Genomic DNA, 26431 nt, shown 5'->3' on the forward strand with positions numbered 1-26431 from the left:
CGGTGCGCGTCACCCGACAGACGCACGGGAGGGCGGAAAAGGTTGGACCGATTTTCCGGCCGGTCGCAGGATCCGCCACGCCACCACCGTCACCAGCGCGAAGACGCCCGCCGCCGCGCCCACCACCGGGACCGTCCCATGGGCGGCGGCGACCAGCCCGGCCAGCCCCGCGCCGACCGGCGCGGTGAGCAGACCGATCATCCGCTGGGCGGCGCCGACCCGACCGAGCAGCCTCGACGGCACCTCCCGCTGACCGTACGACGCCCACAGGCTGTTCCACACCACCGTCCCGGCGGCGAAGACGGCAAGCGCGAACCCGCCCGGCACCGGATGCCGGGCCAGCGCGAAACCGGTCAGCGCCACGGTCTGCGTGGCGAGAACCGCACCCAGCGCGGGTACGGTGCCGAGCCGGGCGGCGAGCCGGTCCGATGCCAGCGCCCCGGCGACCCCGCCGAGGATCACCGACGCGGCGAACAGCCCGTACCCGGCCGGCGGTATCCGCAGCACGTCCAGCGCGTAGAGCACCAGCACCGCCATCAGGCCGGAGATCGCCAGGTTGCTCGCCGCGGCGAGCAGGGTGACCCGCCACATGGTCCGGTGCGCGCGCAGCCACCGCACTCCCTCGACGACGTCGCCCCACACCGACGCGCGCCCGGTCGCCGGCGTGGCGGGTACGGCGGCCGGAGCGGTGAGGGCGAGCACGAGCAGGGCGGCCACCGCGAAGGTGACGGCGTCGAGAGCGAACGGGAGGGCGGGAGCGGCGGCGAACAGGACACCGGCGGCGGGAGCGCCGAGGAAACCCCCCGCCACCGCCGAACCCGCCTGGAGGCGACCGTTCGCCCGGGGCAGCGCGGCCGGCGGCACCAGGGCCGGGAGCACCGCGAAAGAGGCGGCGTCGAAGAGCGTTCCCAGCGCGGCGAGCAGGAACGCCGCCACCAGCAGGAGCCCGATGCCGGCCCGGTCGACGGCCACCGCCACGGCCACCGCCGCCACCACTGCGGCGCGTGCCCCGTCGATGCCGGCCATCGTCCGGCGGCGGTCCCAGCGGTCCGCGTACACCCCGCCGAGCAGGCCGAAGAGCAGCGGCGGTACCTGCGCGGCCACGGTGACCGCGGCGATGACCCGGGGGTCGCGGGTCAGCGTGGCCGCCAGGAGCGCCAGCGCCGGCGTCCGCAGCGTGTCCCCGAAGCGGGACGCCACGGCGGCGGACCAGAGCAGCCGGAAGTCCCGGCCCAGAACGGAGGAGGTCATGCCGCCGACCGTGCCGGTTCGACCGGGTCGAGGGTCAAGCCGCCGGGCGAAAGGGGGACGCGGGCCGCCGGTGATCTTGGGTACGGTGAGCGCCGGCATCGGGACCGGGGAGAGCACAGGCGTGGACCACACCTTCCAGGTCGACCTGCGTGGCGTGGTCGACCTGCTCAGCCATCACCTCTACGGCAGCCCTCGGGTCTACGTCCGAGAGCTGCTCCAGAACGCCGTGGACGCGATCACCGCCCGGCGTGCCACCGAGCCGGACGCGCCGGCGCTGGTCCGGATCGAACCCCCGGAGATCACCGGAGACGGCACCCTCCGCGTGCACGACACCGGCGTGGGCCTGACCGAGGCGCAGGTACACGAGCTGCTGGCGACCATCGGCCGCAGCTCCAAGCGTGACGAGTTGGGCTTCTCCCGGCACGAGTTCCTCGGCCAGTTCGGCATCGGCCTGCTCTCCTGCTTCCTGGTGGCCGACGAGATCCAGGTGCTCACCCGCCACGGCGACGATCCCACCGTCCGGTGGACCGGATACGCCGACGGCCGGTACGCGGTGACGGTCGCGCCGCCGGAGGAGGCCCGCGCCGACGTGGGCACCACCGTGACGCTGGTGCCCCGCCGTGATGCCGACCAGTGGTTCAGCACCCCGACCGTCGTCGACCTGGCGCGGCTCTTCGGCGCGTTGCTGCCGGTCACCGTCCGGGTCGGCGACGTGGTCACCACCGTCGGTGAACCGCCCTGGCCGACGACGCCGGGCACGCCGGTCGACCGGGCGGCGCTGATCGCGTACGCCCGCGACACGCTCGGGGTGGACCCGTTCGACGTGCTGCCGCTGAGCGTCCCCGAGGCCGGGCTGACCGGTGTCGCCGTCATCCTGCCGACCCCGGTGAACCCGGCGGCCCGTGCCGGGCACCGCGTCTACCTCAAGCGGATGCTGCTCACCGAGAACGCCGACGGCCTGCTGCCGGACTGGGCGTTCTTCGCGCACTGCGTCGTCGACGCGACCGAGTTGCGTCCGACGGCCAGCCGGGAGGCCCTGTACGAGGACACCCTGCTGACCGCGACCCGGGAGGCGCTCGGCGACCAGGTACGTGGCTGGCTGGTCCGGCTGTCGCGACACGACCCGCACCGGTTGGCCCAGTTCCTCCAGGTGCACCACCTCGGCGTGAAGGCGCTGGCCCTGCACGACGACGACATGCTCCGGCTGGTCGACAGGTGGTGGCCGATGGACACCAACGTCGGCACGCTCACCCTCGCCGAGTTCCGGGAACGCCACGGGGTGGTCCGCTACGCGGCCAGCCTCGACGAGTTCCGCCAGCTCGCCGCGGTGGCCGCCGCGCAGGACCTGGCCGTCGTCAACGCCGGTTACACGTACGACACCGAGCTGATCGAGCGGCTGCCGGCGGTGGACCGCTCGGTGCTGATCGAACGGCTCGAGCCGAGTGACCTCACCACCCGGTTCGAGGCCCTCGACCCCTCCGTGGAACTGGCGCTGCGGCCGTTCCTCACCGCCGCGCAGCGGGCCGTCGAGCGTTCCGGCTGCGAGGTGGTCATCCGGGCGTACGACCCGGTCTCGCTGCCCGCGCTCTACCTGGTGAGCCGGTCGGCTGCATTCAACGACCAGCTCGCCGCCAGCCGCGACCGGGCCGACGAGCTGTGGGGTGGGGTGCTCGACGCGCTCGCCGCCACCGCCCCACCGGACCGCCCGCAACTGGTGCTCAACCACCGCAACCCGCTGGTGCGGCGGGTCACGATGCTGGGCGACCCGGAGCTGGTCGGGCTCGCCGTCGAGGCGCTGTACGGGCAGGCGCTGCTGCTCGGGCACCACCCGGTCCGCGCGGCCGACGCCGCGCTGCTGAACGACGCCTTCCTCGGCCTGCTCGGCCGGGCCGTACCGGGACGGGAGCAGGCATGAGCGACGAGGACCTGTGGCGGGTGCTGCGCGGCATCGCCGACATGCCGTACGGGGCGGGGCAGATTGCCGCGCTGGAGCAGTTGCTGCGCCGGGTGGACGTCACCGACGACCGGCACCTCGCCTATGTGACCCGGATGCAGGCGACGACCGGGTACGTCTACGGAGGCGAGCCGGCGAAGTCGTTCGTCACGTTCTCCTGGTGCCTGTCCGAGTTCGACCGAGACCCGCAGCCCTACCACCAGCAGCACCTGCACCAGATGCTGTGGCACTTCAAGTACATGGTGTCGGGTCTGCTGGAGTTCCCCGAGGTGCCACTGGACCGCACGTACGCCGTGCTCGACGACATGGAGCGGCACTACCGGGCCGGCGGGCACAGCCTGCAGACCGTCCACAAGCACCGGTTCCGGGTCGCCGACCACGTGGGTGACGCCGAGGCGGCCGCGCACTGGTACCGGCTGTGGCAGACGACGCCCCGTGACGAACTGTCCGACTGTGCGGGTTGTGACCCGACGAGCCAGGTGGGCTACCTCGCCGCCACCGGTCGGGACGCCGAGGCGGTGGCCCTCGCCGAGCCGGTGCTCGCCGGCCGGCTCACGTGCACCGAGCAGCCGCAGGCGATCCTCACGGCGCTTCTGCTGCCGTACCTGCGCACCGGTCGGGGTGAGTCGGCGCGCGACGCGCACCGTGAGGCGTACCGCAAGCTGCGCGGCAGCCTCGCGGACCTGTGGGACATCGGCGACCACGTCGAGTTCTGCACGCTCACCGGCAACGAGGCGCGGGCGGTCGAGCTGGTCGAGCGGCACCTGGACTGGCTGGACCGACCGCCGTCGCCGGCCGCCGCCATGCACTTCGCGGCGACCGCCGCCGCCGCGCTGCGCCAGGCCGGTCTCGCCACCGTGTACCGGCGGGCCGCCGAGGGGCGGCCGGCGGCCGAGGTGCCGGCGTCGGCGCTGGCCGCCGAGCTGGCCGACAGGGCGACCGAGCTGGCCGCCCGCTTCGACGCCCGCAACGGCACCACCCACCAGTCGGAGTGGATCGCCCGTCGGCTCGCCGTACGACCCGGTGGTGAGCACCTGCCGCTGTCCGCGAGCGTTCGTCGCCGTTCGGCCCGAACCGGTGGGGACGCGCTGGCCGGCGGTGCGACGCCCGCGTCCGAACGGCCCGGCCGGGCTCCCGTCGAGGTGTCCACCGTGGCTCTACCCGCCGACGCCGACGAGCTGCTGACCGTCGCCGAGAAGAGCTGGGGCCAGCACGACCGGGCCACCTTCCGGGCGGCGCTGGCCGCGTACGACGACCGGTTCGACGCCGCCGACCTGCCACCGCGTACGGTCGCGCACCGACTGGCGCTGCGGGCGGCCGAGCGGGGCGACGAGGACGACGTCGAGGGTGCGGTCGAGCTGAACCGGGCGGCGTTGGACCTGTACCGCTCGGCGGGTGAGGAGCTGCCCGCCCAGGTGGTCGCGGGGCGGCTGGGTGTGCTGCTGACCCGCGCCGACGAGCACGCCGAGGAGGGGCTGACGTTGGCCCGGGAGGCCGCCGAGGCGCTGGATCGACTCGGTGACCCCCGGCAGCGCGCCGCCGGTTACGACCGGCTGGCGTTGGCGCTGCTGCACCGGCAACGCTGGGCGGACGCCCTGGCGGCCCTTTCCCGGATACCTGCCGACGCCGGTGGCGATGAGCACCTGGCGGCCCGGATCGCGCTGCACCGGGCACATCTGCTGGAGGGGTCCGACCGCGTCGACGAGGCCCTTGCCGCCGCCGTCCAGGCCCGCCGGATGGCCCGTGAGCTGGGCGTCGACGAGCTGATCACGGCCGCCTGCCTGGCCTGCGCCCGGACCGTCGACGATCCGGCGGAGGCGGTGGCCGCCTGCGACGAGGCGCTGCGGGTGGCGCCGGGGGACGCGGAGCTGCCCGTCCGGGTCGCCCGCGCGCGGGCACTGCTCTCCGCCGGCCGGGCCGCCGACGCGGTGGACGACTTCGTCGAGGCGGTGACGCTCTGCGTGGAGCGTGACGCCGAGGGGGACGCGTTCCTGCGCTGGGAGCTGGCGAACGCGTACCGGGTGGTGGGTCGGCTCGCCGAGGCGGCCGAGGTCGCCGAGGAGGCCGTGCTCGGCCTGGACCGCCTGGGCGCCCAGGCGGAGGCCGACCGCTGCCGGCACCTGCTGGCCGGGGTGTACGGCGGGCTCGGCGAGATCGACCCCGCGTTGGCTCTGCTGGAGCAGTTGTCCGTCAACCTGGACGGCCCGGACAACCTGCCCATCCGGGCCCAGGTGCTGGAGGAGGCCGGCGGGATCCTGTACGACGCCGACCGGGACGCCGCGGCCGCCGAGCGGTTCGCCGCCGCCGCCACGGCGTACCGGCTCGCCGATCTGCCGTTGGACGAGCTGCGCGCCCGTCGCCGGGAGGCGTACGCCTGGTTCTGGTCCGACAACCTGCCGGAGGCGGTCCGTGTCGTCGAACTGGCGGACGGGTTGGCGGCGGTGTTGGCCGGGCAGCCGGAGCCGCCGCCACCGGTGACGTACGAGCTGGCGATGATGGCCGAGACGGGCGCGCGGGTGCTGACCGGGGAGGGCCGGGCGGACGAGGCGCTGGCACGGCTCGCCGGGGTGCCCGACCGACTGCGGTCGATCGAGGCGTTCGGTGAGGCGGCCCAGGTGGAGGTCCTCGTGGGTGAGCTGCTGCTCCGACTGGACCGGCCGGTCGAGGCGGAGCCGCTGTTGCGGCGCGTACTCGGTGGGTTGCCGGCCGGATCGCGGCCGGTCCGCCAGACCGCGTGGTTGCTGGCCCGCGCGTTGGACCTGCTCGACCGGCCCGCCGAGGCGGCCGCCCTGCGACAGGAGCACGACCTCGACCCGGACGACTGACCGCTGCGGGCCGCCGACCGGTATCCGTCGCCCCACGGTGTCCGGCTCGCGGTCTACGCTTGCCCGGTGACGGTGGAGCAGCAGGCACGGGGGGCGGCGGGTACGGGCCGGCGCCGGTCCCGCAAGGACGAGATCCTGGAGATCGCGGTCGGTCTGTTCGCCGCCCGCGGCTACCACGGCGTGTCGATGGACGACATCGGCGCGGCAGCCGGGGTGACCGGTCCGGCGCTCTATCACCACTTCGCCGGCAAGGAGGCGATGCTGGCCGCGGCGCTGATTCCGGTCAGCGAGGGGCTGCTGGCCGGCGGGCGGGAACGCGCCGCCGGGCACCCGGACGACCCGCGCGGCGTGCTGGAGTCCCTGATCGACTTCCACGTCGAGTTCGCGCTGGCCAACCCGGCCGTGATCGCGCTGCACCTGCACGAGTTGGACCGCCTGCCGGAGGAGCCGCGGCGACGGATCCGCCGGCTGCAACGGATGTACGTCGAGGAGTGGGTGACGGTGCTCACGGCGCTGCACCCGGGCATGCCCGACGGCGAGGCTCGGGTGCTCGCGCACGCGGCGTTCGGCCTGATGAACTCGACTCCGTTCCTCGGCGGCGAGGTGGACCGCCGACGTCGGGCCGAGCTGTTGCGTGGAGCGACCCTGGCCGCGCTGCTCGCCTGAGCCGACTCGTCAGAAGTACGCCGGTCATGATTCCCTGACATCGTCCCAACATCCGGACGCCGGGAGGAAACATGATCGAGTCACTGCTGGTCGCCAATCGGGGCGAGATCGCCCGCCGGGTCATCCGGACCGCCAAGCGGCTCGGCATCCGCGCGATCGCGGTGTACTCGGAGGCGGACGCCGACCTGCCGTTCGTCACCGAGGCGGACGAGGCGGTCCTCATCGGCCCGCCGAATCCGGCGCAGAGCTACCGCAACGTCGAGGCGATCCTCGCCGCCGCCAAGTCGACCGGCGCGCAGGCCATCCACCCCGGCTACGGCTTCCTGTCGGAGAACGCGGAGTTCGCTCGTACCGTCGAGGCCAGCGGGCTGGTCTGGGTCGGACCCGGCGCGGACGCGATCAGCGCGATGGGCGACAAGATCAATGCGCGGAACCTGATGGCGGCGGCCGGCGTGCCGGTCGCGCCCGGCACCACCGATCCGGCCGCTGACCTGGACGCGGCCGTGACGGCCGCCGCCGAGATCGGCTACCCGGTGATGGTCAAGGCCGCCGCCGGTGGCGGCGGCATGGGCATGGGCGTGGCCGTCGACGAGGCCGCGTTGCGCACCGAGTACGACAAGGTGCGCGCCTTCGCCGAGCGGATGTTCGGTGACGGATCGGTGCTGATCGAGCGGTACTTCCCCCGGGTGCGGCACGTCGAGGTGCAGATCCTCGGCCTGGCCGACGGTCGGGTGGTGGCGCTCGGCGAGCGGGAGTGCTCGGTGCAGCGACGCAACCAGAAGCTCGTCGAGGAATCCCCGTCGCCGGCCGTCTCGCCGGAACTGCGAGCGCGCCTCCTGGCGGCGGCGGTACGGGCCGGCGAGGCCGTGGGTTACCGCAACGCGGGCACGGTGGAATGCCTGTTGGACCCCACTTCCGGGGAGTTTTTCTTCCTCGAGATGAACACGCGCCTTCAGGTGGAACACCCGGTGACCGAGTACGTCTACGGGATCGACCTGGTCGAGGAGCAGTTGCGGGTGGCGTCCGGGCTGGCGCCGACGTTCGACCCGGACGCGCTCGCGCCGAGCGGGCACGCCATCGAGATGCGGATCAACGCCGAGGACCCGAAGCGGTTCCTGCCCGGCCCCGGCGTGATCCGGACGTGGGTGGAACCGACCGGCGAGGGTGTCCGGGTGGACTCCGGCTACACCGGGGGCAACACGGTCACGCCGTTCTACGACAGCCTGCTGGCCAAGCTGATCGTCACCGGCGCGACCCGCGACGAGGTGCTAGAACGCGCGCAGGAAGCGGTGGCCGCCTTCCAGATCGAGGGCCCGAAGAACAACGTCCCGTTCTTCGCCGAGCTGCTGGGCAACGAGGAGTTCCGCTCCGGCGCCTACGACACAGGAATCGTCCCCCGCATGCGCTGACCTGTTCCGATCCCCTACCTGTAGTTGATCAAGAGGGTTGCGTCATCCGTGGCCGGAATTTTGACGCAAACCTCTTGATCGACGCGGCTGGCGAGGGCCTGTCAGCGGCACCTGGGGAGGTTGTCGGGGTTGTCGGTCTTGTGCCAGGGTTGGTTGGCCAGGCGGGGTGGCTCGCCTCGGCTCTGGCCGGGGAGGCCGGGACCGCCGGTGTCCAGCCTCGGTGCACGGTGGTTGCCCGGTACCGGGCCGCTGGCCCGGAAGTGCCGGGCGCGCGTGCGCCGGCGCCCTCTCGACCGCACTCCGATGCGCTGCGGAGCTCTTGGAAGGACCGTCGCAGCGCTGACCACCGGAGGCGTCCAGACGGTGGGGTCGAGCCGATGGCTGGCCCCGCCGTCCCGCCGGCACCAACGTAGCCACCCGACCGCCCGCAGTTCCATGCCGCCGCCGGTGATGGCATCCTTCTGGCCTGATTCATCCGCCGAAGGGTGGTCCGGTGCTGGCTGGACGGCCCACCTCGGCGGAGAGCCATCGCACACCGTGTCCGTACCGTCCTCGGCGCTGGCGGTTATCCGGGCCGATGTCGCTACCGTTGCCCCACCAGGGCAGACAGTGAGGTGACCCCATGGCGGAACTGCCAAACTCCGTGTCGATCCGTGAGGTTGGGCCGCGGGACGGATTGCAGAACGAAGAGCCCATCCCCGCCGACGCCAAGGTGCGACTGCTCGACGCGCTCTCCGCCACCGGCGTACGCCGGATCGAGGCGGTGTCGTTCGTGCACCCCAGGGCGATTCCGCAGATGGCCGACGCCGACGAGGTGTGGCGGCGGGCGGCGAAGGTCGACGGGGTGCGGTATTCGGCGCTGGTGCCGAACACCCGGGGCGCTCAGCGGGCCCTGGCCGCCGGCTTCACCGAGATCGAGGTGGTGGTGTCGGCCAGCGACACGCACAACCGCCGCAACGTCAACCGCTCGACCGACGAGTCGCTGGACGACATCGCCGAGCTGATCGACCTTCTGCACGGGGCCTCCGCGCGGGTCGAGGTGATCGTGGCGACCAGCTTCGGGTGCCCGTACGAGGGGGACGTCGACCCGCGCCGTGTCGCCGGCATCGTCGACCGGGTCGTCCGCGACGGCGCGGACCGGGTGGCCTTCGGCGACACGACCGGCATGGGCACGCCGCGTCGGGTCCGTGAGCTGCTGACCGCGGTACGCGACCGCAACGCGCACGTGCCGGTGCTGCTGCACTTCCACAACACCCGGGGTACGGCGCTGGCCAACCTGCTGACCGCGCTGGAGCTGGGGGTGACCGAGTTCGACGCGAGCGTCGGCGGTCTCGGTGGCTGCCCGTATGCGCCGGGTGCGAGTGGCAACCTGGCGACGGAGGAGGCGGTGCACATGCTGCACGACATGGGCATCGACACCGGCATCGACCTGGACGCCCTGATCGAGGTGGCCGAGTTGGCCGAGGAACTGCTCGGCAAGACGCTGCCGTCCGGTGTGCTGCGGGCCGGCCCGCGTACGCGACTGACGCCGATGCCGAGCTGAGAACGCGCGGAAGGGGCCGGCGCACTGCCGGCCCCTTCGTGGTGCGCGGTTCGGTCAGCCCACCGTGGTGAGCGCCGACGGCCAGCTGTCGCGGAAGATGTCCGCGCTGCGGTCGGTCGCGCTGAACGTACCGGCGAACAGGTTGCTCACCCGGTTCGCCTCGGCGCTGCTCGGGTACGGGTTGGTGCAGCTGGTGCCGGCGCTGCCGCCGGACATCAGGATCGCGCAGTTGCCGTTGTAGTTGTCCGGCAGACCGAGGATGTGCCCGATCTCGTGGGTCATGATCCGCAGCGGGCTGTACTGCGCCGCCTGCTGGGTGTCGATGTAGACCCGGCCGTTGCCGAGGCTGGTCCGCACGGCGTACGAGCCGCCGCCGGTGATCTGGTAGATCCGCAGGTTGGAGCCGCAGTTCGCGGAGAGCGTCAGGTTGACGGTGGCGTTGTTCCAGATCGAGGCGGCCTGGTTGGCGGTGCCCGCGTAGGCGCCTGCCTGGCTGGTGTTGTAGCAGATGGTCATCGCGGCGGACGCGGGCGCGGGGTTGGCGACCGTGACGCCGAGCGTGGCACCTGCCGTCGCGACCAACGCGACGGCGAGCCGACTGAGTCGTGAGGTCATCGCTGACTCCTTATCCGGGAGGGGGTGCCAGGAGCCTATCCACAGAGATTAATAGATTTCAATGTTTCGTTCGAAGGAGCGTCGGTGCGGCATGGGTCGCCGGAGGGTGCGCGGATGCGATAGCCTAACGATCGTTCAGGTCAGCACGGGCGAGGGAGTCGGCGTGACGCTCGACGGTGAGGCGCTGGAACAACTGCGCAAGCGGGCCCGGTCCGGCGGCGCGGACAAGTACCACGCGGCCAACGAGGCCAAGGGCAAGCTCTTCGCCCGCGAACGCGTCGCGCTCCTCGTCGACGAGGGCTCCTTCGTCGAGGACGGCCTCTACGCCAACGCGCTCGCCGACGGCCTGCCGGCCGACGGCGTGGTCACCGGCACCGCCACGATCGACGGCCGGCAGGTCTGCCTGATGGCCAACGACTCCACCGTGAAGGCCGGCAGTTGGGGCGCCCGTACCGTCGAGAAGATCATCCGGATCATCGAGCGGGCCTACGGGGCCGGCGTCCCGATGGTCTACCTGGTCGACTCGGCCGGCGCCCGGATCACCGACCAGGTCGACCTCTTCCCCGGCCGCCGTGGGGCCGGCAAGATCTTCTGGAACCAGGTCCGCGCCTCCGGCTCGATCCCGCAGGTCTGCGCACTGTTCGGCCCGAGCGCCGCCGGAGGGGCATACATCCCGGCGTTCTGCGACGTGGTGGCGATGGTCGACGGCAACGCCAGCATGTATCTCGGGTCCGACCGGATGGTCGAGATGGTCACCGGGGAGAAGACCACCCTGGAAGCGATGGGCGGGGCCAAGGTGCACACCGCCGAGTCCGGCGTCGGGCACTTCCTCTGCAAGACCGAGGCCGACGCGCTCGACGTGGTGAAGACCTACCTGTCGTACCTGCCGGCGAACTGGACCCAGGCGCCGCCGGCCGCGCCGGCGGTCGCCGCGCCCGCGAAGGCCGACCTGGCCGCGCTGGTGCCGGCCAGCGAGCGGCAGGCGTTCGACATGCGACGGTACGTCAAGGGCCTGCTCGACGAGGGTTCCTTCTTCGAGATCCAGGCACTGTGGGCCAAGGAGCTGACCATCGGCTTCGGCCGCCTCGACGGCCAGGTCGTCGGCGTGCTCGGCAACAACTCGATGTTCAAGGGCGGCGTGCTCTTCGTCGACTCGGCCGACAAAGCCACCCGGTTCGTGCAGCTCTGCGACGCGTTCAACGTGCCGCTGCTGTTCCTCAGTGACGTGCCCGGCTTCATGGTCGGCAGCGCGGTGGAGAAGCAGGGCATCATCCGGCACGGCGCCAAGATGATCACCGCGATCTCCGAGGCGACCGTGCCGAAGATCTGCGTGGTCGTCCGCAAGGCGTACGGCGCGGGCCTGTACGCGATGGCCGGCCCCGGCTTCGAGCCGGACGCGACGATCGCGCTGCCCAGCGCCAAGATCGCGGTGATGGGCGCCGAGGCCGCCGTGAACGCCGTCTACGCCAACAAGATCGCGGCGATCGAGGACGCGGACGAGCGGGCCGCCTTCGTGGCCGCCAAACGGGCCGAGTACGAGCAGGACATCGACGTCGTCCGGCTCGCCAGCGAGCTGGTGGTGGACGCCATCGTCGAGCCGCACGACCTGCGCGACGAGCTGGTCCGCCGGTTCGCGGCGGCCCGCACCAAGGACCGCACCTTCTCCCGACGCCGCCACGGCGTCACCCCCGTCTGACCCGCAAGGAAGGGCCCCTACTTAACGCCTGGGGTATAGGAGGGGGCCCTTCCTAACGCTTCAGCCGCTTCCGCGTCACGAGCGCCGGGCGGCCCGCCCAGTAGGAGGATCGAGATGGACTTCCGGCTCACCGACGAACAAGCGGCGCTGCGGGAGATCGTGCGGGACTTCGCCCGCGAGGTGGTTGCCCCGGTGATCGCCGAGCACTACGAGCGGCACACCTTCCCGTACGAGGTGATCCGGCAGATGGGCAAGATGGGCCTGTTCGGCCTGCCCTTCGACGAGGAGCACGGCGGGATGGGCGGCGACTACTTCGCGCTGTGCCTGGCCCTGGAGGAGTTGGCCCGGGTCGACTCCAGCGTGGCTATCACGTTGGAGGCGGCCGTCTCGCTCGGCGCGATGCCGATCTACCGCTTCGGCACCGAGGAGCAGAAGGCGACCTGGCTGCCCCGGCTGCTCAGCGGGGAGGCCCTGGCCGGCTTCGGCCTCACCGAGCCGGGCACCGGTTCCGACGCCGGCGGCACCCAGACGCGGGCCGTGCTGGACGGCGACGAGTGGGTGATCAACGGCGCGAAGGCGTTCATCACCAACTCGGGCACCGACATCACGGCCATGGTGACCGTCACGGCGGTGACCGGCACCAAGCCGGACGGCTCCAAGGAGCTGTCGACGATCATCGTGCCCACCGGCACGCCCGGATTCACGGTGGCTCCGGGTTACTCCAAGGTCGGTTGGACCGCCTCGGACACCCACGAGCTGACCTTCGACGACTGCCGGGTGCCGGCGGCCAACCTGCTCGGTGCGCGCGGACGGGGCTTCGCACAGTTTCTGCGGATCCTCGACGAGGGCCGGATCGCGATCGCCGCGTTGGCTGTCGGCCTCGCCCAGGGCTGCGTCGACGAGTCCATCAAGTACGCCAAGGAGCGGCACGCCTTCGGCCGGCCGATCGGTGACAACCAGGCCATCCAGTTCAAGATCGCGGACATGGAGCTGAAGGCGCACACCGCCCGCCTGGCCTACTACGACGCCGCCGCCCGGATGCTTGCCGGCGAGCCGTTCAAGCGGCAGGCCGCCATCGCGAAGCTGCACGCGAGCACGATCGCGGTGGACAACGCCCGGGAGGCCACCCAGATCCACGGCGGCTACGGATTCATGAACGAGTACCCGGTCGCCCGGTTCTGGCGGGACTCCAAGATCCTGGAGATCGGCGAGGGCACCAGCGAGGTGCAACGCATGATCATCGCCCGCGATCTGGGCCTCTGATCCCACCCCTCGGGCGATCTCGGGGGTTACCAACCACTCCCCGTCGATCGACCCCTCGGCTGTCGGATTATCGGCGAGCGGACGTCGGCAGGACGACGTTCGACTGCCGATGGTCGGAGGCGAACCGTACTCTTCGTGCCCATGACTCCGGATCATGGGTGGTCGCGGAGCCCGGCCGGTCGTACCGGGCTGCCGGAGCTGCTCCGTGCGCACCGGCGCGCCGCCGGTCTGACCCAGGCGGAACTGGCGTCCCGTGCCCGAGTCGGTGTGCGGACGGTGCGGGACCTGGAGCGTGGCCGGTCGGTCCGGCCACAGCGCACCACCGTCGATCTGCTCGCCACGGCGTTGGGGTTGACCGGTGCCGTCCGGGCGGCATTCCTGGCCACGGCCCGCGGCCCTGTCGGCGGCGAGCCGCCGTCGGATGTCGGCCCGGGCGCGGTCGGCGTCGCGTCGGCGCAAGCCACCCGAGTCGACGCGCCGGTCGCCCTTCCGCCGCCGGTCGCCCTGATCGGACGCGATCGCGATGTCACCGAGTTGGCCGCGATGCTGACCGCGGAACACGGACCACGGCTGATCAGCCTCGTCGGCCTGGCCGGGGTCGGCAAGACCGCGCTCGCGCTCGCCGTGGCCCACGCGGCGGCACGGGCGCATCCGGGCGGTGTGGCCGGCGTGCTGGTCGGCGAGGGTTCGGACGGGCCGGACGTCCTCGCGGCCTCGATGACCGTCCTCGGCGCCGCCCGGTTACCGGAACTGGTCGCCCGCCTCGCCGGCCGGCGGGCGCTGCTGGTCATGGACGCCGTCGAGCGCGCCCCCGGCCCGGTGGCCGAGACACTGCACCGGTTGGGCACCGTACTGCCGTCGCTGCGGGTGCTGGTAACCGGCCGGCATCCGGTGGGGCTACCCGGCGAACGGGTCTGGCCGGTCGCCCCGCTCGAGGTGCCACCGCCGGACGGCGAACAATCCGGTCCGGCCACGCTCGTCTCGTGGCCAGCGGTCGCGCTGTTCATCGCACGGCTCGCCCAGGTCCGTCGGGAACCGCCCGGCCCCGACGAGCTACCAGCACTGGCCGCCCTGGTCCGCCGGCTGGGTGGCCTGCCACTGGCCATCGAGCTGATGGCCGCCCGGGGGCGGCTGCTCGACCTCACCGAACTGCTCGACCGGTACGGCGACCGGGTCCTCGACCTGACCACCTCGACCGAGGAGACCCGTGCCCGGTGGGACGGGCCGGAGTCGGCCGCCCGCCGTCCGTACGCCACCGATGCCACCCGGGCGGCGGTGGCGGTGACCCTGCGGGACGCGGTGGCGACCAGCTACCGCCTGCTCGCGCCGCACGAGCGCGACGCGCTGCGGCGACTCGCCATGTTTGGCAACCGGTGGTCGGTGGAGATGGCCGAGGAGATGCTCGCCGACGAGGCCGACCGGGACGGAACCGTCGCCATCGATCCGGTCCCGGTGCTGGACCGCCTGGTCGAGCTGGGCCTGCTGAGCGTTCGCGGCACCGGGCCGTTCCGGTTCCGCCTGCTCGACGCGGTCCGTGACTTCGCCGTGGAGCAGGCGGTCGGCGGTGGTGAGCTGACCTGCGTACGGCGTCGGCACGCGGAGGTGACCGCCCGCCTCGTGGCGCGGACCGCCGCCGACCTGGCCGGCCCACGGATGCTCGACGCGGTGCACCGGCTCGACCAGCTGAGCAGCGATATCAGCTCCGCGCTCGCCCACGCGGCCACCGATGACCCCCTGACCGCGCTCCGGCTCGCCGCCTGCCTCCCCCGCTGGTGGCGGTTCCGGGGCCGGGACGTCGCCGGGCGGCAGTGGCTGCGACGTCTGCTGGCCGACCCGCGAACCGCCGACGCGGACCCGATCCTGCGCGGCTGGGCCAGCCTCGGGATGGCACGGCTCGCGGCCGAACACGGTGCCGAGGCAGAAGAGTTACCCACGGCACGCGCCGCGTTGGAGATCTTCCGACACTCGGGCGACGTGACCGGCGAGTTGGAGGCGCGCGGGGTGCTCGGTGCTCTGCTGACCACCGTCGGCGGGCACGACGAGGCGCGGGATCAGGCCGAGGCGGTGCTCCGGCTCGCCGCCCGCAACGGTCGTACGCGTGATCTGGCGGTGGCGCAGAACAGCCTTGCCTGGCACGAGATCCGCGTCGGCGACCTGGCGGCGGCACGCCGGCGGCTGGCCGCCGTGGACCGGCTCGCGGCCGAGGGGGGTGAGCAGCGGTTGCGCGTGCTGGCCTGGGCCAACCGGGCCGAGGTGTCCCGCCTCGAGGGCCGGTACGCCGACGCCGTCGACCAGGGGCGGCGTGCGGTGGCGGCGTTGTTCGAGCTGGGCGACCCGGGACATCGCCGTCGGGTGCTCGGCACGGTCGGTCTGGCGCTGGCTCAGGACGGCCGTGCCGCCGAGGCGACCGAGGTGCTCACCGAGCTGCGCGCCGGCGGTGCCGAGGCGACCGTCGCCGTGCCGGGGCGGCAGTGGTTGGAGCGGGTCGGACTGCCGCGACCACGGTCGGACGACAGCGTGTTGTCGTGGAGCGGACCGGAGGCGGGGATCTGCGCGCTGATCGAGGGGAACCTGGCGCTGCACCGGGGTGATCGGGAGTTGGCGGCCGAGTGGTTCGCGGCCGCCGTCGAGGCCGGTCACGATCGCCGGGACGTCGTGGAGGCGCTGGTGGGCCTCGCCGCGAGCACCGGAGATCCGACGGTCCTCGATCGTCTGGACCAGGTCTGCGAGGAAACCGGGATCCGACTGCTGCCGCAGGAGTCCGGGCTGCTCTACGCGCTGATCGCCGCCCGGGGTGGAGCCACCGAACGGTGAGCGGTGGCCGGTCGGCGTCGATGGACCGCCGGATGGAGAGTGGCGCGGGCGAAGAGCCCCCTTGGTGCTACCCCTCGCTGTTCGCCCGCGCCGTCACCCCCCGGTGATTCCCCGGTGGGCGAAAGCCTGCCACCGTTGCCGGGGAAGAAGGTGTTTTTCAAGAGGTTTGTCCGGTCTTTGGGGTCAGTTCTGCCGGTCCTTCTGCCGGTACCGCCCGGAGGCCCATCTTGCGGGCCGACGGTCAGGTCGGGTCGCAGTCGTCGGCCGTCTCCTGCTCGGTACTGCCGGCGGTCGCGCCAGGATGGACCGCGTCCCGCACCCGCCGCAGGCCGTCGAGCAGTGCCGCCAGGGCCTCGGGTTCGAGTTGGCCGGTGAACCACTGTTCGATGATCCGCAGGTGCCCGGGCAGTGTCTCGTCGAGCCGCTGCATTCCGGACGCGGTGACCACCGCATACGAGCTACGGCGGTCGTTCGGGCATGCTCGACGGGTGAGCAGTCCGTCGCGTTCCATCCGGTCCACCACCCGGGTCACGCCGCTGGTGGACAGTGAGGTCTGTGCGGCGAGGTCGGTCATCCGTAGCTGGTTGCCGGGCGAGCGGGCCAGTCGGGTGATCACCTCGAACTCGACCTGGGAGAGGCCGTGCTCCTCGAGTTGGGCGGCGAACCGGGCTGAGAGCCCGGCGTGGGCCTCGTACAGGAGGCCAACCGCGGTGATCCGGGGGTCGTCGAACACGTTGGTCACTCGTTAATCCTACCAGTCCTTGACACGGGGAATGTTGTTGCGGTTATATTTGCTGAAGCAGTCGTTGGGCTACTAAACAATCCTCTGGAGGACACCAGTCATGACCAGCAGCATCGACGCGGTTACCCGCGACTGGGACGGTCTCACCATCCCGGCGGCCGGCACCTACGTGCTGGACGCGGCGCACAAGCGGGTCGGCTTCGTCGCCCGGCACATGATGGTGAGCAAGGTCCGCGGTGAGTTCAACGAGGCGACCGCCACCATCACCGTCAGCGAGGACCCGCTGCAGTCCTCGGTCGTCGCGACCATCCAGGCCGCCAGCATCGACACCACCCAGGACGACCGGGACGCGCACCTGCGCAGCCCCGAGTTCCTCGACGCGGAGCAGTACCCGACCCTGGAGTTCCGCAGCACCGGCGTCAAGTCCCGCAAGGGCAACGAGTTCGTGCTCGACGGTGAGCTGACCGTCAAGGGCGTCACCCGTCCGGTCGAGCTGGAGGTCGAGTTCGAGGGCGTGGGTCGCAGCCCGTTTGGCCAGGACATCTTTGGCTTCTCCGCGAGCACCGAGATCGACCGCGAGGAGTTCGGTCTGACCTGGAACGTCGCCCTGGAGACCGGCGGCGTGCTGGTCGGCAAGAAGATCAAGATCGAGATCGAGGGCGAGGCCGTCCGCCAGGCCTGATCCCACGGATCACCCGTACACCGGGCCCGCGCCGCACGTCGGCGCGGGCCCGGTGTCGTCCGTGCCGGGCGCGTGTGAATTGTCACGACTTGTTCTTGCCCCCGCGAGGTCCGGCATGCTGGCGACGGGGTAGAGATGGCGCCACGAGCGAATCCACTCGGCCGTCGTCGGATCACCGTCGTCGGCCTCTGGCCCCGGCCAGGCGAGCGCTCTTACCGTTGATGGTTCACAATGCGCTTCCGGGACGGCAGAATCCCGACCGCGCGGGTTGTCGGGAGGACACATGGGCAGGGACGTCTCGCAGGGCGCCTTCACCCGGGAGGACCGCGTCCGCTACCGGCAGAAGGTCCGGCGGTGCCTCGACGTCTTCGCCCTGATGCTCGACGACTTCGGGTTCGACGCCGACCGGCCGATGACCGGCCTCGAGATCGAGCTGAATCTGGTCGACTCGGCGGCCGAGCCGGCGATGCGCAACGAGGAGATCCTCGCCGAGATCGCCGATCCGCTCTTCCAGACCGAGCTGGGGCAGTTCAACCTGGAGTTGAACGCCGAGCCCCGGCTGATCGAGGGCGCCGGTTTCGCCGACTACGAGCACGACCTGCGTAGCAGCCTCTCCCGGGCCGACGAGCGCGCCGCCAGGTCCGACGCGAAGATCGTCCTGGTCGGCATCCTGCCCACCCTCACCGAGGGGCACCTGGTCGAGGACAACCTCTCCACCAACGAGCGCTACCGGGTCCTCAACGACCAGATCGTCGGCGCCCGGGGCGAGGCCATCGAACTCGACATCCGTGGCGTCGAGCAGTTGCGGACGCACACCGACTCGATCGCCCCCGAGGCGGCCTGCACGAGTCTCCAGTTCCACCTCCAGGTCGCGCCGGACAGCTTCGCCGACTACTGGAACGCGTCCCAGGCCATCGCCGGAGTGCAGGTGGCGGTCGGGGCGAACTCGCCCTTCCTCTACGGCCGCCAACTCTGGGCCGAGACCCGGATCGCCCTGTTCAAGCAGGCCACCGACACTCGTCCGGAGGAACTCAAGGCCCAGGGCGTACGCCCCCGGGTCTGGTTCGGCGAGCGGTGGATCACCTCGATCTTCGACTTGTTCGAGGAGAACGTCCGGTACTTCCCACCACTGCTGCCGATCTGCGAGGACGAGGACCCCGTGGAGGTGCTGCACGCCGGCGGGGTGCCCCAACTCAGCGAGCTGCGGCTGCACAACGGCACGGTCTACCGCTGGAACCGCCCGGTCTACGACATCATGAACGGCCGCCCGCACCTGCGGGTGGAGAACCGGGTGCTGCCCGCCGGTCCCACCGTGGTGGACATGCTGGCCAACGCGGCCTTCTACTTCGGACTGGTCCGTGGTCTGGCCGAGGCCGACCGGCCGATCTGGAGTCAGCTCACCTTCTCCTCAGCCGAGGAGAACTTCCACTCGGCGGCCCGCCGTGGTCTGGACGCCGTGCTGCACTGGCCCGGGGTCGGTGACGTGCCGGTCACCAAGCTCGTACTCGATCAGTTGCTGCCCGTCGCCGCGACCGGACTGGACGGCTTCGGCGTCGCGCCGGCGCAACGGGACCGGCTGCTCGGCATCATCGAGCAGCGCTGCCGTACCGGTCGCAACGGCTCCGTCTGGCAGACCGAGGCGGTCTGGGCGGCGGAGCACCACCACGGCATGGACCGCCCGGCAGCCCTGCACCACATGGTCAAGCGCTACGCGGAACTCCAACGCACCAACGAACCAGTCCACACCTGGCCCGTCCAGTAACCACCCCACCCCACCCCGGGCCTGGTTGATCAAGAGGTTCGCGTCAGAAATCGCGCCGCTGATGACGCAAACCTCTTGATCAACAGGTGGATGGCGGTGGGGTCAGGTGGTGGGGCGTCGGGGTGGGCGGGCTCGGGGCGCGGTTGGGGCGTCGGTTGGGGGCGCGGCGTCGGGGTCGGGGCGTGGGGCCGGGACGCGGGGTGCGGTGGTGGTCGCGTCGGCGGGCTGGTCCCCGCGCGGGCTTGTCGGTGCCGACGGCGTCCTGCCGCGTCGGGTTGCCGTGCCGGCTGCGGCGTCGGTCACCGAGCGGGCGCGGCGTCCGGGTCGCCCGGCGTCCGCCACGCCCTCTCTCGTGGGCGTCGTCCGATCGGTCGGGAGCCCTCCGGCCCGGGTGAAGTCCGCCGGAGGGGCCGACGTCGAGCCGGGTGAGCCGGCCGGAGGGGCCGACGCCGGTTCGCGTTGGCCGGTCGGAGCGGTCGACGTCGGGTCGGACACGTCGCCCGATGTCAGCTTGGGGTTCGCCGACCCACCCGTCGAGGCGGCGTCCGGACCGGCGGCCGGGGCGGTCGGACGGCGGTCGGCGGCCCGTCGGTGGCCGGCCCTCTCGGCGAGCCGGGCGACCAGTATCGAGCCGCCGACCCCGGCGATCACCGCGTACGGGGCGATGAGCTGGGTCGAGAACTGTGCCGGGCCGGGGGTCGCCCACCTCGGCACGGTGGTCAGGTAGGCGAGCGCGACGAGCAGCGGGCCGGCCGCACCGGAGGCCGCCGCGCCCACCCGGTGTCCGCCCGGACGCGCGGCGCCGCGGGCGGCGAGGGCACCGATCAGAAGCGCGGGTACGAGTGCCAGCAGCGCGCCCGGCCAGTAGATCTGGCCCCCGATCCAGTACCGCCCGTGGTCCGGGTCGAGCTGCCAGGTGCCGAGTTGGGCGCCGGTCAGCCCGCGTCCGACGCGTACACCGTCGATGACCGAGACCACGGCGAGCAGCCACAGCCAGGCGGCCGTCGCGGTGATGTTCACCGCGACCGTGCGGGAGCGCAGCGCCCAGAGCGCGACGAGGACGCCGATCAGGATTCCCAGCGCCGCGTGCAGGGCCGCGACCCGCTGCGGCGCGCCGGTGTCGGCGCCCGCGGCGACCCGCGCCGGTACGGCGACCAGCAGTACGGTGACCAGTCCACCGAGCCCGGCACCGAGCGCCAGGGACAGCCGGCGGAGCAGACCGGGGTGCTCGACGGCCACCGGTTCGGCCCGATCGATGACCGGCCGATCCTGCGGATCGATGACCGGCCGATCCTGCGGCACGTCGGCGCCCTCGGCCCGGGTCGGTTGGCCCGGCGTGAGCGCCGGCGACTGCGGCAGGTCAGCCTCGTCCGCCGCTGCGGCGCCGGTCGTCGGCGTGGGCGTCGCACGCTGGTGCAGTCGCTGCGCGCAGACAGCTCCCAGCACAGTGGAGCTGGCGGCGAGCCAGGTGGCCCAGGCGAGGCCGTCGGCCCAGGCCGTGCCGTTGGCCCCGGCCTCGGTGGGCGTCCAGGTGATGACGCCGAGCCCGTAGCCGAAGCCCAGTTGCGCGGCGCCCGCGCCGGCAGCGACCCCGACCGCCGTCGCGATCGATACTCCCCAGCCCCGTCTGGCCATGCCGGGCAGCGTAACGTCCCGTCGTCGGTGCGGCGAGTCGCGGCGACCCGCCGGTACGGACCGTCGGCACAACGTGGTGGGCGGCGAACGGTACGGTCGCCGGTGATGAGGCGGTGGACGGTATGACGGACGCGAACACGGGTCGGCAGGAATCCTCCGGTGGCCGGGACGGCGGTGACGGCCGCCGAGCTGGCGTGTTGCTCGGTGGCGGACTGGTCGCGGTGCTCCTCGCCGTGGTCGGCGCGACCGGCGGTTGGCTGCTGGCCGGCGAGGACGACGAGTCTCCGGGGACCCCGCAGGCGGTCGCCACCACGGCAGGTACACCGACCGAGGAGGCCACCTCGTCTCGACCGACCACCGGCCGGACCACCCCGTCCGCTCCCCGCACGACCGCCTCCGCGACGAAGGGGACCGGGCTGACCGTGCCCCCGGTGGTCGGGACCGACTTCCTCCAGGCGCGCGAGATGCTGCGCGAACAGCGGTTGGGTTGGCGGCTGGTCTTCGGCGTCGGCACCGGACGCAGGGTGGAGAGCGCCTCGCCGGCGGTGGGCACCCCGGTGACCCGGGGTACCACGGTTCAACTGCAGATCGCCGGGCCACCGCCGGCCGCCGAAGTGCCGGACGTGGTCGGCGACGACTGCGCCAAGGCAGCGGAAGAGTTGGTCGAGGAGGGGCTCTACCCGAGTTACCGCAGCGGGCGCAGTGGGAAGGTCAGTCGGCAGGAACCGGCCGAGGACGGTCCGGCACGCTGGAACGACGAGGTCAGCATCTGGTGCGGCGCGGCTGCCCCACCGAGCCAGCCGACCGCGAAGCCCACCCCCTGACCCGAGCGGCCCCGACCCGCCGGCGGCACGCGGTTCGTGCCACCGATACCGGCCGATGTCGACCTGGGCGGTTAGGTTGACGTCGAGGGCCAGGGCGCCCGCCCGGTTCGGGAAGGGACGTGCGATGAGCGACGACCGCCAGGAGCCCCCCGCCGGGACACCGGACGACGACCGCACGCGCCCTCTGCCGCCCACCGGCGGCGACCGCCCGCAACCGCCCGCGTCGACCGACGAGACGATGCCTATCGACCGGGCCGCGTCCGGCGGTGGCGCGTCGCCGGACGAGACGATGCCCATCGACCGGGCCGCGTCTGCGTCTTCGGCGGATCGGACGGCGCGGATGCCGGCCGAGCGGTCGACGCCACCGTCGTGGTCGGGGCGGGCCGAGGTACGGGCACCTCGACCGGCCGAGCCGTCCGCGGACTGGTACGTGGAGGAGCAGGGCGGCCGTCGGTGGTGGCTGCCGATCCTCTGGGGCGTACTCGCGTTGTTGTTCGCCGCCCTTCTCGGCGCGGCCCTGTGGGTGGTGTTGAGCGCGCGGGAGGACGACCCCGACGACCCGGCCACGCCGTCCGTCCCGCCGACCAGCGTCACCGCCGCGCCGACCAGCAGCGCCCCGACGTCGGCGGCGCCCACCAGCGCGACGCCGAGCAGCCCGGCGGCCACCACCGAGGGGGCGCAGCTACCGGTGCCGCCGCTGACCGGCCTCGGGCAGTCCACCGCCGAAGGACTGCTGGAGCGACTGGGCCTGAGCTACCGGGTGGTGTACCGCCCGTCCGAGCTGCCGCCGGGCACGGTGGTGCGGACCGATCCGGAGGCCGGCACCCTGGTGCCGACCGACCAGGAGGTGCTGGTGGTGATCTCCCAGGCCCGGCCGTCGCCGGGCGGCAGCTCGACCAGCCCGAGCCCGACGGCGACGGCCACGCCGTGACCGGTTCTCACCACCTACGGCGGCGGGTGCCGACGAGGCCGAGGCCGGCGAGCGAGATGGTGAGGCCGAAGATCCCGGACCAGAAGAGCGACCGGCGTACGTCGGTGCCGTGGTGGCCGCCCGACGTCGTCCCGGCGAGTGCCTGCTGACCGTCGGCCTGACCGCCGGCGCCGGAACCGGTGGCCGGGCCGGTCGCGTCGGCCGCCGCCCCGGCGTACCCGTCGGGGGTGTCGGCGCCGATCCAGCCGTACTCGTCCTCGGGAGGCTCGGAGCCGGCCACGGTGATCTCCGGCGCCGGTACCGGAACGGCCAGCCGGGTGGACGACGACGCCGGATCGTGGACCAGGACCACGACGGTGGTCAGGGCCCCGAGGAGGGCGAGCAGTCCGAGAGCGTAGGTGATACTCCAGCGGTGGTGCCGCCGCACGGCGGGCTGATTGACCATGACCATCCCAGGCTCAGGGTCCTGGACGTGCGGGTGGAACGGTGCCGGGGTGGGCGTACCGATTCTATGGCGACGGCACGCCTACCCGCGGCGGATCGCGCTGGTCAGCCGACTCTGACCGGCGTACGGGTAACCGGTCGCCGGGTCCGTACGGTGTGCGGGCGGGGCACCGGCGCGGCCTGCACCTGTTGCAGCCCTTCCCGCTGTACGAAGATCGACCGGCGGTTGACGGCGTCGCCGGCGGCGTTGAGCTCGTAGCCGTCGAGCCAGAGCCAACCGTCGTAGGTCGGCCAGTCGAGCACCCGGATCACCCGGAACATGATCGGCCTGAGGAACTGGACACTCGCCGCGCGAGTCACGTGCAGAACGTCACCGGAGCGGGGAAGCACATGGGCTCCTGGGGAGGGTAAGCCGGCGGCATGCCGGCGGTGACTGGTCTGGGATGTCTCGGCCCGGTTGCGGGATCGCGCCTCGTGGACCGTCTGGTGCTGGTGGTGGTCGGGCCGTACCCGCTGGTGGCGTGCCGCCACCCGACCATCACCTGACTGCTGCCGGGAACCGCGCCCACCGCCGCAGTCAGCTGGCTTGCAGCGGTGGGGTCATTACCCCGGCGCAGGTCCGGGTGTCGCTGGCCGGGCCTGCGTTCGGTCCGGCTGCCCGGGGTCGGTGGGTTCACCACTCCCGGAGAGCGGACCGGAACGCTGAGTGATCCGAGCCATACGGACAGAGTGCATCAGCGACGTGCTTCATGCAAGTTGCACGCCGACTTTTGCCGATACGTGAGTTCGCCACGCAAAGCGGCGCTTGAAGCGATCCGCGTGTGGGCGGCACACTGAGGGCCGGTTTCGCCCGTCGCGGCCGGCCGATGACCGGCACCATCCCTCGTCGCGAACGCTCGCCGGGCGACGGTCGCGCCCCCGGCAGGCGACAACCAGTGGCGCGGCGACCGGAGGTAGCCCGAGAGTGGGGTCGAGCAACCAGCGGCAAGAAACAGAAGTGTCGAGGCCGCGCGATGAGTGAACGGCGCAGCCCGACGATCCGACGGCGACGGCTCGGCGCGGAGTTGCGCCGGCAGCGGGAGTCGGCCGGGATCACCATAGAGGTGGTGGCCGAGCAGTTGGAGTGCTCGGCGTCCAAGGTCTCCCGCATCGAGACGGGCCACACCACGGCCACCCCGCGCGACGTGCGGGACATGCTGCGGATCTACGGCGTCGTGGGCGCCGAGAGCGACGAGCTCGTGCAGATCGCCCGCGAGGCGCGGCAGAAGGGCTGGTGGCACCCGTACAGCACGGTGCTGGTCGGGGCGTACGTCGGCCTGGAGGCGGCAGCCAGCTCCATCCGGGCGTACGAACAGCAGGTCGTCCCCGGCCTGTTGGAGACCGAGGAGTACGCCGGGGCGATGATCCGCGCCGCCCGTCCGGACTTCACGGCCGATCAGGTACATCAAAGGGTGCGTGTCCGTCTGGGCCGTCAGTCGTTGTTGACCCAGGACGATCCGGTCGATCTGTGGGTGGTGCTCGATGAGGCGGTGGTAAGTCGGCCGGTGGGCGGGGACGAGGTGATGCGCGGCCAACTCAGGCGGTTGGTCGAGGTGGCCGAGTTGCCGAACGTGACGCTCCAGATCCTCCCCTTCGAGGTGGGTGCGCACGCCGGCATGGACGGCACCTTCACGATCCTCAGCTTCCCTGAGCCCGGTGATCCGGATGTTGTGTACGCGGAGAACGCCACGGGTGGGCTTTTCCTCGAGAAAAGCGACGAACTGCAGAAGTACAGCTTCATCTTCGATCACATCCGCGCTGCGGCCATTCGTCCGGAGGAGTCCGTCGCACACATCGCAAAACTGGCAGAGGAGCCGAAATGGCGACCAAGAGGTTCCCCGTGGACCTGACGCAGGCGACGTGGTTCAAGAGCTCGAAGAGTGGGCCCAACTGCGACAACTGCGTGGAAGTGGCGTACGTGACCGGTGCGGTCGGCGTCCGGGATTCGAAGGACAAGGCCGGTCCGGCCCTGGTCTTCGCTCCCGGCGACTGGCGTGCCTTCGTTGCCGGAGCCAGGGGTGGTGTGTTGGGCTCGGCCTGACCGAGTGGTCGATGAACGTCCCCGTCCGGTCCTCGACCGGGCGGGGACGTTCCGTGTCCGCGCTCCTCGCGGCCGGCACGGCGAGGTTCCGCCGGGATTCCCGTCGCCACAGCGGGCCCGCCTCGTTGAACCCGTCGGTACGGCGTTGGTCGATGGCCCCCGCCGTACCGACCGCAACCGAGCGAGGTAGGCGAGACGGATGACGATCGGTTCAGAGAACCTCACCAACGGTCCGGGCAAGCCGGAGCGGTTCGGTGGCAAGTACCGCGGGGCGCGTCGGGACACCGTACTGACCGAGGTGGTCTCGACCGACCAGGAGTTGAACGGGCGGGACGTGTCGGCCCCGGACGCCGGGGACGCGCCGCTCTCACTGCCGTCGCTGGACCCGAACCCGCTGGTCGAACCGTCGTTCCCGCCGACCGGCTGGCCGATGGAGCCCACCGGTTCGCTCGCGGACCACCCGCTGCTGCGGGGCCTGCTGCTGGAGCTGCCGCCGAAGGGCAGCGTGCCGCCGCCCGGCTGGCTGGACCGCTGGTTCGAGGCGACCCGGGCGATCCTGGAGCTTCTATACGTGCAGGGGATCGGCCGCTCGCGCTGACCGCGTGGCGGCGGCGGTGGGCTGCGCCCGCTCGATGAGCCGGCTGTGTCGCAGCGCGTGCCGGACCCCGATGGCCGCCACCGCCAGTGCGCCGACGGTGATCGCCGGGCCGGTGATCCCGGGCTCGGCGCCGAGGTCCGTGCCGGCCGCCGCGATCACCGCCGGAAGTATCGCCAGGGCGGTGACCTGCAACGGCACGCCGACGAGCGGGTGGGCCGCGGCGGCCCGCAGCCCGTGCGGGGCGGGTGTGCCGGGTGCGCTGTCGAACGCTCCGGCCCCGGCCCGCAGCCGGCGGATTCGCCGTATCGAGCAGACGGCCACCACGAGCGCCGGGCCGGTGGCGAGGGTGAGCCCGGCGCCGGCACGATCGATCGGCGCGGCCCCGGCGCTCGTCAGGCCGCCGACGGCCACCGCCGCGATCAGCGCGAGGCCGACCAGCGCGAGCGCCAGCAACCATCCGGTACGCCGACGGAGCGCACGCGCGTCGCGCAGCCGGGGCAGTCGGTCGGCCAGGACCCCGGCGGCCAGCCAGACGGCGGCGACCGGCAACAGGATGGTGAGCTGACTCTCCATGTCGGAGAGTCTTTCCCGTTCTTCGGTGCGGTGAATCGGGGCCGGACCCCCGTTGGCCCCGGAGGTCGGGCCCGTAGGGGCATCCCATCCGGGTGATGGACGTTTCGACATGTTTATCTGTCGC

Annotated in this window: 22 protein-coding genes; 15 read left to right on the plus strand and 7 right to left on the minus strand. The window is 72.3% G+C overall.

Annotation, left to right across the window (positions count from 1 at the left end):
• Positions 1-9 precede the first annotated feature (9 nt).
• Positions 10-1251, minus strand: a complete 1242-nt coding sequence (locus AB0I89_RS21385; RefSeq protein ID WP_357129375.1) for an MFS transporter — start codon at positions 1249-1251, stop codon at positions 10-12.
• Between the two features lie 121 nt (positions 1252-1372).
• Between AB0I89_RS21385 and AB0I89_RS21390 the strand changes: the two genes are divergently transcribed.
• From AB0I89_RS21390 to AB0I89_RS21410, 5 genes are all read left to right on the plus strand, one after another.
• The gene (locus AB0I89_RS21390) at positions 1373-3166 is read left to right on the plus strand and encodes an HSP90 family protein (protein ID WP_357129857.1); all 1794 of its coding nucleotides are present in this window, start codon (positions 1373-1375) and stop codon (positions 3164-3166) included.
• Positions 3163-6030: a hypothetical protein gene (locus AB0I89_RS21395; RefSeq protein ID WP_357129378.1), complete on the plus strand. Its 2868-nt coding sequence runs from the start codon at positions 3163-3165 to the stop codon at positions 6028-6030. Before AB0I89_RS21390 ends, AB0I89_RS21395 begins: the two co-directional genes overlap by 4 nt.
• 66 nt (positions 6031-6096) lie before the next feature.
• On the plus strand, positions 6097-6696 hold the full coding sequence (locus AB0I89_RS21400; protein WP_355048539.1) for a TetR/AcrR family transcriptional regulator: 600 nt from the start codon (positions 6097-6099) through the stop codon (positions 6694-6696).
• A 71-nt stretch (positions 6697-6767) separates the two neighbouring features.
• Positions 6768-8105: a biotin carboxylase N-terminal domain-containing protein gene (locus AB0I89_RS21405; RefSeq protein ID WP_357129381.1), complete on the plus strand. Its 1338-nt coding sequence runs from the start codon at positions 6768-6770 to the stop codon at positions 8103-8105.
• A gap of 622 nt (positions 8106-8727) precedes the next feature.
• Entirely contained in the window at positions 8728-9648 is a 921-nt protein-coding gene (locus AB0I89_RS21410; RefSeq protein WP_357129384.1) for a hydroxymethylglutaryl-CoA lyase, read from the plus strand.
• A 54-nt stretch (positions 9649-9702) separates the two neighbouring features.
• Here AB0I89_RS21410 and AB0I89_RS21415 read toward each other — a convergent pair whose 3' ends face one another.
• On the minus strand, positions 9703-10263 hold the full coding sequence (locus AB0I89_RS21415) for a snapalysin family zinc-dependent metalloprotease (RefSeq protein WP_357129387.1): 561 nt from the start codon (positions 10261-10263) through the stop codon (positions 9703-9705).
• Positions 10264-10426: 163 nt separating this feature from the next.
• Here AB0I89_RS21415 and AB0I89_RS21420 point away from each other — a divergent pair, with 163 nt between their 5' ends.
• From AB0I89_RS21420 to AB0I89_RS21430, 3 genes are all read left to right on the plus strand, one after another.
• Positions 10427-11959 carry an acyl-CoA carboxylase subunit beta gene (locus AB0I89_RS21420; protein WP_357129390.1) on the plus strand — a complete coding sequence of 511 codons (1533 nt, stop codon included), beginning with the start codon at positions 10427-10429 and terminating at the stop codon, positions 11957-11959.
• 114 nt (positions 11960-12073) lie between these two features.
• Entirely contained in the window at positions 12074-13222 is a 1149-nt protein-coding gene (locus AB0I89_RS21425) for an acyl-CoA dehydrogenase family protein (protein WP_357129395.1), read from the plus strand.
• A 141-nt stretch (positions 13223-13363) separates the two neighbouring features.
• Entirely contained in the window at positions 13364-16036 is a 2673-nt protein-coding gene (locus AB0I89_RS21430; protein WP_357129398.1) for a helix-turn-helix domain-containing protein, read from the plus strand.
• A 241-nt stretch (positions 16037-16277) separates the two neighbouring features.
• On the opposite strand, the gene AB0I89_RS21435 is transcribed toward AB0I89_RS21430, so the two are convergent.
• Positions 16278-16778 (minus strand): MarR family transcriptional regulator, encoded by a 501-nt coding sequence (locus tag AB0I89_RS21435; RefSeq protein WP_355048531.1) that lies wholly within the window; start codon positions 16776-16778, stop codon positions 16278-16280.
• Between the two features lie 100 nt (positions 16779-16878).
• On the opposite strand from AB0I89_RS21435, the gene AB0I89_RS21440 reads away from it, so the two are divergent.
• Together AB0I89_RS21440 and AB0I89_RS21445 are read left to right on the plus strand one after the other, a co-directional pair.
• The gene (locus tag AB0I89_RS21440; RefSeq protein ID WP_357129402.1) at positions 16879-17460 is read left to right on the plus strand and encodes a YceI family protein; all 582 of its coding nucleotides are present in this window, start codon (positions 16879-16881) and stop codon (positions 17458-17460) included.
• A gap of 283 nt (positions 17461-17743) precedes the next feature.
• Complete coding sequence (locus AB0I89_RS21445) at positions 17744-19222, plus strand: glutamate--cysteine ligase (RefSeq protein ID WP_357129405.1); 1479 nt, start codon at positions 17744-17746, stop codon at positions 19220-19222.
• A gap of 102 nt (positions 19223-19324) precedes the next feature.
• Here the strand turns inward: AB0I89_RS21445 and AB0I89_RS21450 are convergent, their stop codons facing one another.
• Positions 19325-20857 (minus strand): hypothetical protein, encoded by a 1533-nt coding sequence (locus tag AB0I89_RS21450; RefSeq protein WP_357129408.1) that lies wholly within the window; start codon positions 20855-20857, stop codon positions 19325-19327.
• A 122-nt stretch (positions 20858-20979) separates the two neighbouring features.
• On the opposite strand from AB0I89_RS21450, the gene AB0I89_RS21455 reads away from it, so the two are divergent.
• Both AB0I89_RS21455 and AB0I89_RS21460 read left to right on the plus strand, forming a co-directional pair.
• Positions 20980-21681: a PASTA domain-containing protein gene (locus tag AB0I89_RS21455; protein WP_357129411.1), complete on the plus strand. Its 702-nt coding sequence runs from the start codon at positions 20980-20982 to the stop codon at positions 21679-21681.
• A gap of 124 nt (positions 21682-21805) precedes the next feature.
• A complete protein-coding gene (locus tag AB0I89_RS21460; RefSeq protein ID WP_357129415.1) occupies positions 21806-22612 on the plus strand; it encodes a PASTA domain-containing protein in 807 nt (268 codons plus the stop codon).
• Between the two features lie 7 nt (positions 22613-22619).
• On the opposite strand, the gene AB0I89_RS21465 is transcribed toward AB0I89_RS21460, so the two are convergent.
• Together AB0I89_RS21465 and AB0I89_RS21470 are read right to left on the minus strand one after the other, a co-directional pair.
• Positions 22620-23063 (minus strand): hypothetical protein, encoded by a 444-nt coding sequence (locus AB0I89_RS21465; protein WP_357129418.1) that lies wholly within the window; start codon positions 23061-23063, stop codon positions 22620-22622.
• Between the two features lie 98 nt (positions 23064-23161).
• Entirely contained in the window at positions 23162-23446 is a 285-nt protein-coding gene (locus AB0I89_RS21470) for a hypothetical protein (protein ID WP_355048524.1), read from the minus strand.
• A 623-nt stretch (positions 23447-24069) separates the two neighbouring features.
• On the opposite strand from AB0I89_RS21470, the gene AB0I89_RS21475 reads away from it, so the two are divergent.
• The 3 genes from AB0I89_RS21475 (at position 24070) to AB0I89_RS21485 (ending at position 25734) form a co-directional block, all read left to right on the plus strand.
• The gene (locus AB0I89_RS21475; protein ID WP_234584497.1) at positions 24070-24945 is read left to right on the plus strand and encodes a helix-turn-helix transcriptional regulator; all 876 of its coding nucleotides are present in this window, start codon (positions 24070-24072) and stop codon (positions 24943-24945) included.
• Positions 24915-25136, plus strand: a complete 222-nt coding sequence (locus AB0I89_RS21480) for a DUF397 domain-containing protein (protein WP_355048523.1) — start codon at positions 24915-24917, stop codon at positions 25134-25136. The genes AB0I89_RS21475 and AB0I89_RS21480 overlap by 31 nt, the downstream gene beginning before the upstream one ends.
• A gap of 199 nt (positions 25137-25335) precedes the next feature.
• Entirely contained in the window at positions 25336-25734 is a 399-nt protein-coding gene (locus AB0I89_RS21485; protein WP_357129423.1) for a hypothetical protein, read from the plus strand.
• On the opposite strand, the gene AB0I89_RS21490 is transcribed toward AB0I89_RS21485, so the two are convergent.
• Positions 25702-26307, minus strand: coding sequence for a hypothetical protein (locus AB0I89_RS21490; RefSeq protein ID WP_357129426.1), 606 nt, complete (start codon positions 26305-26307; stop codon positions 25702-25704). The genes AB0I89_RS21485 and AB0I89_RS21490 overlap by 33 nt on opposite strands.
• Positions 26308-26431: the final 124 nt, after the last annotated feature.

This window comes from Micromonospora sp. NPDC049801, from assembly GCF_040656575.1.
Classification (GTDB): domain Bacteria; phylum Actinomycetota; class Actinomycetes; order Mycobacteriales; family Micromonosporaceae; genus Micromonospora.

Bases quoted from the DNA above. Each gene is read 5' to 3' on its own strand.
- AB0I89_RS21385 (WP_357129375.1), bottom strand. From the start codon at position 1,251: ATGACCTCCTCCGTTCTGGGCCGGGACTTCCGGCTGCTCTGGTCCGCC.
- AB0I89_RS21480 (WP_355048523.1), top strand. From the start codon at position 24,915: ATGGCGACCAAGAGGTTCCCCGTGGACCTGACGCAGGCGACGTGGTTC.
- AB0I89_RS21425 (WP_357129395.1), top strand. From the start codon at position 12,074: ATGGACTTCCGGCTCACCGACGAACAAGCGGCGCTGCGGGAGATCGTG.
- AB0I89_RS21410 (WP_357129384.1), top strand. From the start codon at position 8,728: ATGGCGGAACTGCCAAACTCCGTGTCGATCCGTGAGGTTGGGCCGCGG.
- AB0I89_RS21440 (WP_357129402.1), top strand. From the start codon at position 16,879: ATGACCAGCAGCATCGACGCGGTTACCCGCGACTGGGACGGTCTCACC.
- AB0I89_RS21445 (WP_357129405.1), top strand. From the start codon at position 17,744: ATGGGCAGGGACGTCTCGCAGGGCGCCTTCACCCGGGAGGACCGCGTC.
- AB0I89_RS21475 (WP_234584497.1), top strand. From the start codon at position 24,070: ATGAGTGAACGGCGCAGCCCGACGATCCGACGGCGACGGCTCGGCGCG.
- AB0I89_RS21430 (WP_357129398.1), top strand. From the start codon at position 13,364: ATGACTCCGGATCATGGGTGGTCGCGGAGCCCGGCCGGTCGTACCGGG.
- AB0I89_RS21455 (WP_357129411.1), top strand. From the start codon at position 20,980: ATGACGGACGCGAACACGGGTCGGCAGGAATCCTCCGGTGGCCGGGAC.
- AB0I89_RS21415 (WP_357129387.1), bottom strand. From the start codon at position 10,263: ATGACCTCACGACTCAGTCGGCTCGCCGTCGCGTTGGTCGCGACGGCA.
- AB0I89_RS21405 (WP_357129381.1), top strand. From the start codon at position 6,768: ATGATCGAGTCACTGCTGGTCGCCAATCGGGGCGAGATCGCCCGCCGG.
- AB0I89_RS21485 (WP_357129423.1), top strand. From the start codon at position 25,336: ATGACGATCGGTTCAGAGAACCTCACCAACGGTCCGGGCAAGCCGGAG.
- AB0I89_RS21490 (WP_357129426.1), bottom strand. From the start codon at position 26,307: ATGGAGAGTCAGCTCACCATCCTGTTGCCGGTCGCCGCCGTCTGGCTG.
- AB0I89_RS21450 (WP_357129408.1), bottom strand. From the start codon at position 20,857: ATGGCCAGACGGGGCTGGGGAGTATCGATCGCGACGGCGGTCGGGGTC.
- AB0I89_RS21395 (WP_357129378.1), top strand. From the start codon at position 3,163: ATGAGCGACGAGGACCTGTGGCGGGTGCTGCGCGGCATCGCCGACATG.
- AB0I89_RS21465 (WP_357129418.1), bottom strand. From the start codon at position 23,063: ATGGTCATGGTCAATCAGCCCGCCGTGCGGCGGCACCACCGCTGGAGT.
- AB0I89_RS21460 (WP_357129415.1), top strand. From the start codon at position 21,806: ATGAGCGACGACCGCCAGGAGCCCCCCGCCGGGACACCGGACGACGAC.